This window comes from Mesorhizobium sp. M7A.F.Ca.US.005.03.2.1 (assembly GCF_003997795.1).
In the GTDB taxonomy this organism is placed as follows: domain Bacteria; phylum Pseudomonadota; class Alphaproteobacteria; order Rhizobiales; family Rhizobiaceae; genus Mesorhizobium; species Mesorhizobium ciceri.
In genome coordinates this window covers 1-8,197 of sequence record NZ_RZRP01000208.1, presented here as the reverse complement: position 1 = coordinate 8,197, position 8,197 = coordinate 1, and the positions used below count along the sequence as shown (strand labels likewise).

At 62.0% G+C, this 8,197-nt stretch carries 10 protein-coding genes; 8 read left to right on the top strand and 2 right to left on the bottom strand.

All coding sequences use genetic code 11. From position 1 onward, the window contains the following. Window positions 1-82: 82 nt before the first annotated feature. Together EN991_RS14030 and EN991_RS14025 are read left to right on the top strand one after the other, a co-directional pair. A complete protein-coding gene (locus EN991_RS14030; protein WP_127368978.1) occupies window positions 83-613 on the top strand; it encodes a hypothetical protein in 531 nt (176 codons plus the stop codon). Between the two features lie 160 nt (window positions 614-773). Beyond that, window positions 774-1,403 carry a MarC family protein gene (locus EN991_RS14025; protein WP_013531832.1) on the top strand — a complete coding sequence of 210 codons (630 nt, stop codon included), beginning with the start codon at window positions 774-776 and terminating at the stop codon, window positions 1,401-1,403. 31 nt (window positions 1,404-1,434) lie between these two features. Here EN991_RS14025 and EN991_RS14020 read toward each other — a convergent pair whose 3' ends face one another. Both EN991_RS14020 and EN991_RS14015 read right to left on the bottom strand, forming a co-directional pair. Next, the gene (locus EN991_RS14020) at window positions 1,435-1,860 is read right to left on the bottom strand and encodes an OsmC family protein (RefSeq protein ID WP_127368977.1); all 426 of its coding nucleotides are present in this window, start codon (window positions 1,858-1,860) and stop codon (window positions 1,435-1,437) included. Window positions 1,861-1,994: 134 nt separating this feature from the next. Further along, window positions 1,995-2,516, bottom strand: a complete 522-nt coding sequence (locus tag EN991_RS14015; protein ID WP_063167936.1) for a single-stranded DNA-binding protein — start codon at window positions 2,514-2,516, stop codon at window positions 1,995-1,997. Between the two features lie 183 nt (window positions 2,517-2,699). Between EN991_RS14015 and EN991_RS14010 the strand changes: the two genes are divergently transcribed. The 6 genes from EN991_RS14010 to uvrA form a co-directional block, all read left to right on the top strand. Next, the gene (locus EN991_RS14010; RefSeq protein ID WP_013531835.1) at window positions 2,700-3,119 is read left to right on the top strand and encodes a cupin domain-containing protein; all 420 of its coding nucleotides are present in this window, start codon (window positions 2,700-2,702) and stop codon (window positions 3,117-3,119) included. Between the two features lie 44 nt (window positions 3,120-3,163). Beyond that, complete coding sequence (locus EN991_RS14005) at window positions 3,164-3,478, top strand: metalloregulator ArsR/SmtB family transcription factor (protein ID WP_013531836.1); 315 nt, start codon at window positions 3,164-3,166, stop codon at window positions 3,476-3,478. After that, window positions 3,475-3,963 (top strand): SRPBCC domain-containing protein, encoded by a 489-nt coding sequence (locus EN991_RS14000; RefSeq protein WP_127367158.1) that lies wholly within the window; start codon window positions 3,475-3,477, stop codon window positions 3,961-3,963. The genes EN991_RS14005 and EN991_RS14000 overlap by 4 nt, the downstream gene beginning before the upstream one ends. Window positions 3,964-3,983: 20 nt before the next feature. Further along, window positions 3,984-4,589, top strand: coding sequence for an ATP-dependent Clp protease proteolytic subunit (locus EN991_RS13995; protein ID WP_063167934.1), 606 nt, complete (start codon window positions 3,984-3,986; stop codon window positions 4,587-4,589). 88 nt (window positions 4,590-4,677) lie between these two features. Beyond that, window positions 4,678-4,974, top strand: a complete 297-nt coding sequence (locus tag EN991_RS13990) for a hypothetical protein (protein ID WP_063172078.1) — start codon at window positions 4,678-4,680, stop codon at window positions 4,972-4,974. Between the two features lie 692 nt (window positions 4,975-5,666). Next, a partial coding sequence (gene uvrA, locus EN991_RS13985) for an excinuclease ABC subunit UvrA (protein ID WP_127368976.1) occupies window positions 5,667-8,197 on the top strand: 2,531 nt, incomplete at its 3' end.

Genomic DNA, 8,197 nt, shown 5'->3' with positions numbered 1-8,197 from the left:
GAAATATAGCAATTTTCCCCAAGCCCAGAACCCCGTAACCGCCTATTCCCTCCCAATCTCCTGACAAGAAGAGGCCACAACCATGTTCGATCAATCTTCGTTTGCCGATGCTCTGCATAGCGCCGGACCGATCGAAGGCCTTGCCGAAAAACTGAGCCTTTACGGCCGCTTCGTCGGCGCCTGGACTTTCGAGGCCTCGCGCCACCTCGAGGACGGAACGGTGCTGACAGGGCGCGGCGAGGTGCATTTCGGCTGGGTGCTGGAAGGCCGGGCGATCCAGGACGTCTGGATCCTGCCCGCGCGGGACACTGGTTCCCAGCCTTCGCTCGGCAAATGGACTTTCTATGGCACGACGCTGCGCGTCTATGATCCCGGCGCGGATGCCTGGCACATCTTCTGGAGCGACCCGCGCAACCAGTATTTCAGCCGCCAGCTCGGCCGCGCCGAGGGCGACACGATCGTGCAAGTGGGCACCGACGGCACCGGCAGCTCAGTACGCTGGGGCTTTTCACGCATCACCGAAAACGCCTTCCGATGGCTGGGCGAGCGCTCGCACGACAATGGCGCGACATGGCGGCTGGAGGTCGAGTTCCTGGCGCGCCGAGCGGTTTGATCGCCGAAGAATGCAGCAGCCCGGAATAAAAGCGTCGCGACCCTTTGCGCCCTCCGCTGTCCCGCCGGCATCAACCACTTTCTCACGAACAGTTCCCACCGAACGGGCTTTGCTCTACCAATTATCCTGGTACGGGCACGGCCCGGCGGGAGGGTCAGAGATGCCGAGTTTCGACAGCCTGTTCAACGCGTTCGTCACCATTCTCGTGACCATCGATCCGCCCGGCCTGGCGCCGCTGTTCCTCGCCGTGACGCGCGGCATGAACCGCGAGGAGCGCCAGCAGGTTTCCGTCCGCGCGTCGATCATCGGTTTCCTGGTGATGGCGCTGTTTGCGGTTGCAGGCGCCTCGATCCTGTCGGTGTTCGGCATCACGCTGCCGGCCTTCCGCGTCGCCGGCGGCTTCCTGCTGTTCTTCATCGCCTTCGAAATGGTGTTCGAGCGCCGGCAGGACCGCAAGGAGAAGATCGGCGACGTCGCCATCACCAAGGACATGATCCACAACATCGCCGCCTTCCCGCTGGCAATCCCGCTGATCGCGGGTCCCGGCGCCATTTCGGCAACTGTGCTGCTCTCAGGTTCCTTTCAAGGCTTCGCGGCGCAGGCGGCGCTGGTCGGCATCATCTTCGTCTGCCTTGCCATCACCTATCTGGTGTTCGTGCTGTCGGAACGCATAGACCGCATCCTCGGCCAGACCGGCCGCTCGATCCTGACCCGCCTGCTCGGCGTCATCCTGGCAGCACTGGCCGTGCAATTCGTCGCCGACGGCATCAAGGCGCTGATAGCGGGCTGACAGGCTGACGCGGCGAGAATCGAAGCCGGCTCTATCTCGCCGTCGTGTCGACGACCTCGAAATCGTGGGTAATCGTGGCGGTCTTGGCAAGCATCGCGGAGGCCGAGCAATATTTTTCGATCGAAAGGTCGATCGCGCGTTTCACCTTGTCGCTGGAGAGTTGCCTGCCCTTGACGACGAAATGCATATGAATGCGGGTGAACACTCTGGGTTCGGTTTCCGCCCGGTTGGCCTCGAGCTCGACCACGCAGTCCTCGACCGCCTCGCGCCCCTTTTCGAGGATGTGCACGACATCATAGGCCGAACAGCCGCCGGTGCCGATCAGCACCAGCTCCATCGGGCTCGGTCCCGGCGTCCTGCCTTCCGGTCCGGGCGCGGTTCCCAGCACCAGTTTGTGGCCGCTACCGGACTCGCCGACGAAAGTGCGTTCCTCGACCCATTTTACGCGTGCTTTCATCGAACTCGTCCTTCGCCATATTTCGTTGATCGCCATGTCGGCGTTCAGTTCGACAATGCAAAACCCCGAAAGTCCATGAGGGACTCTCGGGCGCAATGTTTGACTTAAGCCAAAAACAACATCTGCAGTTGCGATCAGAACGGGATTTCGTCGTCCAGTTCGCGCGACGAACCGCCACCGCCGCCGCTCTTGGCACCGCCGCCACTGCGATTGAAGCCTTCGCTCGGGCTGGACTGGCCGAAATCGGAACCACGGCTGCTGCCGCCACCGGCATAGCCGCCAACCTGGCCGCCTTCACCCTGCCCGCGCGCGTCGAGCATCTGCAGCTCACCGCGGAATTTCTGCAGCACGACTTCCGTCGTGTACTTGTCGGCGCCGGTCTGGTCCTGCCATTTGCGCGTCTGCAGCTGGCCCTCGACATAGACCTTCATGCCCTTCTTCAAATACTGCTCCGCCACCTTGGCGATGCCCTCATTGAAGATGACGACGTTGTGCCATTCGGTCTTTTCCTTGCGCTCGCCGGAATTCTTGTCACGCCAGCTTTCCGACGTCGCAATGCGAATGTTGACGACCGGCTCGCCCGAGTTGAGGCGACGGATTTCGGGATCCGCGCCGAGGTTGCCGACCAAAATGACCTTGTTGACGCTACCCGCCATGATATTTCTCCGCGCTCATCCGAAACAAATTTTTTTGTCGCAGCACCTTACAGGCTGCAGGCGTCAGCCGCTTGCCGTGGCTGCCTTTACCCACAAGGTTTTTGTTCCCTGTTCGTTCTATGGTGCAGATGACGTTCTGTCAATGTTTGTCAGCAAGATGTAGTGTCCCGGCCGGAAATTTCCATGAAATCGGATCTGACCGGGGGCGATCAAATGAAGTCTGTCGCACATGAGGACCAGCAGCGCGAGCAATGGCGAGCAGGTGTGGAAACACGCATGCATGTGTCGGCCAGCAATGGTGCATCGCAACTTTGCATATTCGAGCAATGGGTCGAGCCCACGGTCGGCGCCCCAACGCATTGGCATCCCGTGGAGGAAGTGCTGACCGTTATCGCCGGTAGGGCTGAGATGTGGATCGACGATGAGCATACAGTCGTGACATCGGGCCAGTCTCTCGTTGTCCCCGCGAACAGGAAACACGGGTTCAAGAACGCCGGCACTGGAACGCTTCACATCCACGCCGTCCTTGCGTCGCCGATTTTCGAGGCGACGTTCGATGGGCCTGCCGGAATGGTGAGACGCTGGCTTCCGACAATCTCGTAAAACAGTGCTTGCCAAATCAATAAGTATTCACTTATGCTTTCGACATGATCGAAGCAGAGATTTTTCGCGCACTGGCCGACCCGACGCGCCGCGCCGTCTTTGAGCGGCTGGCCGCAGGCGAGATGAGCGTGTCGGAATTGCGCACCGGTATGACGGTGTCGCAGCCCGCGGTGTCGCAGCATCTGGCGGTGCTGCGTGGCGCCGGCCTGGTGGTCGAGCGGCGAGCCGGCCGCAACGCCTATTACCGCGCCGATCCGCAGGGGCTCGCTCCCTTGCTCTCCTGGATCGAACGCTACCGGACTTTCTGGCCGGAACGCATCGAAAGGCTGAAGGCGGTTTTGAAGGACATGGATCAATGAAGAAGGCGGGATCAACGACCAACGAGGGCCAAATCGACGCCGCGGATGCGCTCGAGTTCGAGTACGACCTTGCCGAGCCGCCGGAAAAGGTCTGGCGGGCCCTGACCGTACCGGAATTGCTGGCCGCCTGGATGATGCCGAACGACATCAGCCTCGAGATCGGCAACCGTTTCGCCTTCGCCCGGCCGGACACGCCGATCGAATGCGAAATCCTCGACGCCGAACCCGAGAAGCTGCTGCGCTATTCCTGGCGGGAGCAGCCGGGCGACGCAGCCAGGCAGGATCCGCTCGACAGTACCGTCACCTTCACACTTGCCCGAACCGTTTCCGGCGGCACGCATCTGCGTGTCGTCCATGACGGCTTTGCCCGCAAGGCCATGCCTGCCATCGCCATGGCAGGCGCCGGCTGCCGTCTTTCGCTCGGTTTGCGCGCAATTGGAAAGCCCATCGCCGCGAACGCACCGCGCCTTCTGCGCGCGGCATAATAGAAAATCGGAGAAGAAAAATGAGCGGTGTTGCCAGTCTGGTGCCGATGGTCATCGAGCAATCGAGCCGCGGCGAACGCGCCTTCGACATCTTTTCGCGGCTGCTGCGCGAGCGCATCATCTTCATCAACGGCGAGATCAACGACGACATCTCGGCGCTGGTCTGCGCGCAGCTTTTGTCGCTGGAATCGGACAATCCGGACAAGGAGATCTCGCTCTACATCAACTCGCCGGGCGGCGTGGTGACCAGTGGTTTCGCCATCTACGACACGATGCAATATATCAGCTGTCCGGTGTCGACCGTATGCATGGGCTTTGCCGCTTCGATGGGCTCGTTCCTGCTGATGGCAGGCACACCGGGGCGCCGGATTTCCCTGCCGAACGCCACCATCCTGCTGCATCAGCCGCTGGGCGGGTTTCAGGGCCAGGCCTCCGACATCCAGCGCCATGCCGAGCGCATCGGCAGGACGAAACGGCACATGGCCGAGCTCTACGCGCAGCATTGCGGCCGTACCTATGAAGAGGTCGAGCGCACGCTGGACCGCGACCACTTCATGACCGCCCGCGAGGCGCAGGCATGGGGCATCGTCGACCATGTTTTCGACACGCGCAAAAAGGCGGCGTAAGCCAGGGCCGGAGCGGAGTCCGGCCGGCTGCCGAAGATTTGACGATGCCGGTCTGGTTCCATGGGCGGCGCGCCACTATAGTCCTGGGATGACCGACACTCATCCTTCCAGACCACTGCGCCCCGTCATCGCCGTCGTGGTGCTCGCTTTTGCCAGTCTCGTGAGTGGCGCGGCTCTTGCAGAGGACAGTTCGCCGTCGACGCAAAAAAGCGCCCTGCCCGGCGTGACCGGCGACTACCGCATCGCCAAGCCGGCTCCCGAGCCGGACGATGCGCTGCCGGCCGGCGAGAACGGCACATTCAAGATCGGCGATACGGATGTCAGGATTTCCGGCAGCATCACCGTCGATGTCGGCGCCGGCTCGATCGGGCCGCCGCGTCACTGAGTGCGCGCGGAAATGAGCGTTCCCCACATAAAACGGCCCCGCCGTGCCTTGGGCAAACGGACGGGGCCTTCTGGATCTCAAATCCAACTTTGCCGGGAGTGTACTGCCGGCGTTTGATTTCGGATGCACCGCGGCGTTCGGCCGACGATCCGACTAGCAGTCTCTGATTTTTAGGAGATATGGCAGGTCACGGTTTGCCGGGTGGCGCAGACGCTAAACCCTGGCACTTATGCCTGCCGCGGCTCCAGTGACAACTGGAACCCTAGGGGACGATCCGGTGGCGTCATAGCTCCGCTCCTCTGTCCGTTGCGATTGTTGTCAATTCGAAGCACAAATCGCAAATGCCTGCGGCGTCTCGCAGGCCGCCTTTGGGCGGCGAGGCCATCGAAAGACGGCCGGCTTCGTTGACTTCCGGAGACTGCGCTCCTGGGTTGCCCGCGTCAACCATCAATAGCCGGTTACCGAAAAACGTGATCGCCGGGAGGTTACGTACAAGTCAGTTTTTGCACAGCTTTGTCAGGAGCGTGTTCGGCCTTTGTTCTTTCCGCTTGCCCGTTCACGCGAAAGACGCTTAAACGCTTTTGTCGGGAATTGTGGCGTCTCTCGACGTGGCGGAAAAACTACCTACATAGGGGATGGCCGGGAAAACCCGCCATTCCAGGAAATTCCAGATTCTGAGGCGGCGACCGGCTATGGCCGACCATAAATATCTTTCCATTCGCGGGGCGCGCGAACACAATCTGAAGAATGTCGATCTCGACCTGCCGCGTGACAGCCTGATTGTCATGACCGGCCTGTCGGGGTCCGGCAAGTCATCGCTTGCCTTCGACACGATCTATGCCGAGGGCCAGCGGCGCTACGTCGAAAGCCTGTCGGCCTACGCGCGGCAATTCCTCGAAATGATGCAGAAGCCTGACGTCGACCAGATCGACGGCCTGTCGCCTGCCATTTCCATCGAGCAGAAGACCACATCGAAGAACCCGCGTTCGACGGTCGGCACCGTCACCGAGATCTACGACTATATGCGCCTGCTTTTTGCGCGCGTCGGCATCCCCTATTCGCCGGCCACCGGCCTGCCGATCGAGAGCCAGACGGTTTCGCAGATGGTCGACCGCGTGCTGGCGATCGAGGAAGGCACGCGCCTGTTCATCCTGGCGCCGATGGTGCGCGGCCGCAAAGGCGAGTACCGCAAGGAATTGCTGGAACTGCAGAAGAAGGGCTTTCAGCGCGTCAAGGTCGACGGCGTCTTCTATGAGATCGCCGACGTGCCGGCGCTGGACAAGAAGTACAAGCATGACCTCGATGTCGTCGTCGACCGCATCGTCGTGCGCGGCGACCTCGCGACGCGGCTTGCCGATTCCATCGAAACGGCGCTGAAGCTGGCCGATGGGCTGGCGGTCGCCGAATTCGCCGACAAGCCGCTCGATTCCAGCCAGACCGGCGAGGATTCGGTCAACAAGTCGAAGAACGAGACGCATGAGCGCATCCTGTTCTCGGAAAAGTTCGCTTGCCCGGTCTCCGGCTTCACCATTCCGGAAATCGAACCGCGGCTGTTCTCGTTCAACAACCCGTTCGGCGCCTGCCCGACCTGCGACGGTCTCGGCAGCCAGCGCGCCATCGACGGCAATCTGATCGTGCCGGATGAAAACATCTCGCTGCGCGACGGCGCCGTCAGCCCGTGGGCGAAGTCGACCTCGCCCTATTACGCGCAGACGCTGGAGGCATTGGGCAAGGCCTATGGCTTCAAGCTCGGCGACAAGTTCAAGGATTTGTCTGAAGAGGCCAAGGAAGCCGTCCTGCGCGGCACCGGCGAGCGCGAGATCACCTTCCAGTATGATGACGGCCTGCGCTCCTACAAGACGACGAAAACTTTCGAAGGCGTCATCCCCAATCTCGAGCGGCGCTGGAAAGAGACCGAATCCGCCTGGATGCGCGAGGAGATCGAGCGCTTCATGTCGGCCACACCCTGCCCGGTCTGCAAGGGCTATCGGCTGAAGCCCGAGTCGCTGGCGGTGAAGATCGCCGGCAGGCACATCGGCGAAGTCACCGAGCTTTCCATCCGCAAGGCCGACCAGTGGTTCACCGACCTGCCCGCGTCGCTCAACGACAAGCAGAACGAAATCGCGGTGCGTGTGCTCAAGGAAATCCGTGAACGGCTGCGCTTCCTCAACGATGTCGGGCTCGACTATCTGACGCTGTCGCGCAATTCCGGCACGCTGTCGGGCGGCGAGAGCCAGCGCATCCGGCTGGCATCGCAGATCGGCTCCGGCCTGACCGGCGTGCTCTATGTGCTGGACGAGCCGTCGATCGGCCTGCACCAGCGCGACAATGCGCGCCTGCTCGATACGCTGAAGCACCTGCGCGACATCGGCAACACGGTGATCGTCGTCGAGCATGACGAGGACGCCATCCTGCATGCCGACTATGTCGTCGACATGGGCCCGGCCGCCGGCATCCATGGCGGCGAGATCATCGCCCAGGGCACGCCGCAGCAGGTCATGGCCAATCCCAATTCGATCACTGGCAAATATCTGTCGGGCGCGCTCGAAGTGGCGACGCCCGGCGTGCGGCGTGAAGCGAAGAAGAACCGCCGCATCAAGATCGTCGGCGCGCGCGGCAACAATCTGAAGAACGTCACCGCCGAAATCCCGCTCGGCACCTTCACCGCCGTCACTGGCGTGTCCGGCGGCGGCAAGTCGACCTTCCTGATCGAGACGCTGTTCAAGGCCGCCTCGAGACGCATCATGGGCTCGCGCGAACATCCGGCCGACCACGACCGCATCGAGGGCCTCGAATTCCTCGACAAGGTCATCGACATCGACCAGTCGCCGATCGGCCGCACACCGCGTTCAAACCCGGCCACCTATACCGGCGCCTTCACGCCGATCCGCGACTGGTTCGCTGGCCTGCCGGAGGCCAAGGCGCGCGGCTATCAGCCGGGACGCTTCTCGTTCAACGTCAAGGGCGGCCGCTGCGAGGCCTGCCAGGGCGACGGCGTCATCAAGATCGAGATGCACTTCCTGCCCGACGTCTACGTCACCTGCGACGTCTGTCACGGCAAGCGCTATAACAGAGAGACGCTCGATGTCCTGTTCAAGGGCAAGTCGATCGCCGACGTGCTCGACATGACGGTCGAGGAAGGCGTCGATTTCTTCGCCGCGGTGCCCGGCGTGCGCGACAAGCTCGACACGCTGAAGCAGGTCGGCCTCGGCTACATCCATAT

Coding starts and splice junctions, on each gene's coding strand:
- EN991_RS14030 (WP_127368978.1), top strand. CDS start 83: ATGTTCGATCAATCTTCGTTTGCCGATGCTCTGCATAGCGCCGGACCG.
- EN991_RS14025 (WP_013531832.1), top strand. CDS start 774: ATGCCGAGTTTCGACAGCCTGTTCAACGCGTTCGTCACCATTCTCGTG.
- EN991_RS14020 (WP_127368977.1), bottom strand. CDS start 1,860: ATGAAAGCACGCGTAAAATGGGTCGAGGAACGCACTTTCGTCGGCGAG.
- EN991_RS14015 (WP_063167936.1), bottom strand. CDS start 2,516: ATGGCGGGTAGCGTCAACAAGGTCATTTTGGTCGGCAACCTCGGCGCG.
- EN991_RS14010 (WP_013531835.1), top strand. CDS start 2,700: ATGAAATCGGATCTGACCGGGGGCGATCAAATGAAGTCTGTCGCACAT.
- EN991_RS14005 (WP_013531836.1), top strand. CDS start 3,164: ATGATCGAAGCAGAGATTTTTCGCGCACTGGCCGACCCGACGCGCCGC.
- EN991_RS14000 (WP_127367158.1), top strand. CDS start 3,475: ATGAAGAAGGCGGGATCAACGACCAACGAGGGCCAAATCGACGCCGCG.
- EN991_RS13995 (WP_063167934.1), top strand. CDS start 3,984: ATGAGCGGTGTTGCCAGTCTGGTGCCGATGGTCATCGAGCAATCGAGC.
- EN991_RS13990 (WP_063172078.1), top strand. CDS start 4,678: ATGACCGACACTCATCCTTCCAGACCACTGCGCCCCGTCATCGCCGTC.